1 protein-coding gene is annotated in these 236 nt (G+C 75.8%); it reads right to left on the bottom strand.

Annotated features, from left to right (window positions below; all coding sequences use genetic code 11):
- Window positions 1–25: 25 nt before the first annotated feature.
- On the bottom strand, window positions 26–236 hold a 211-nt coding region (locus R0J87_RS24715; protein WP_498889678.1), incomplete at its 5' end, for a dihydropteroate synthase.

Here is a 236-nt window from a genome sequence, read left to right as displayed (position 1 = left end):
CCCACCCCCTCGGCTGGGTGGGGGTTCAGCCTGCCCAGGCGTGCGTGATCGCGAGCGCATCGCGGGTGCCGGCCACGTCGTGCACGCGCACCGCCCACACCCCGGCGCGGGCCGCCAGGGCGCTGGTGACGGCCGTCGCGAGATCGCGGCGTGACTCGGAGACCTCGTCGTCCGCGCCGGCTTGCTGACGCAGCGCCTCCGCCAGGAAGCGCTTGCGCGAGGTGCCGATGAGCACG

It is taken from the genome of Halomonas sp. SIMBA_159 (genome assembly GCF_046536035.1).
GTDB classification, from domain to species: Bacteria; Pseudomonadota; Gammaproteobacteria; order Pseudomonadales; family Halomonadaceae; genus Vreelandella; species Vreelandella venusta_A.
This window is presented reverse-complemented; position numbering and strand designations above follow the sequence as displayed.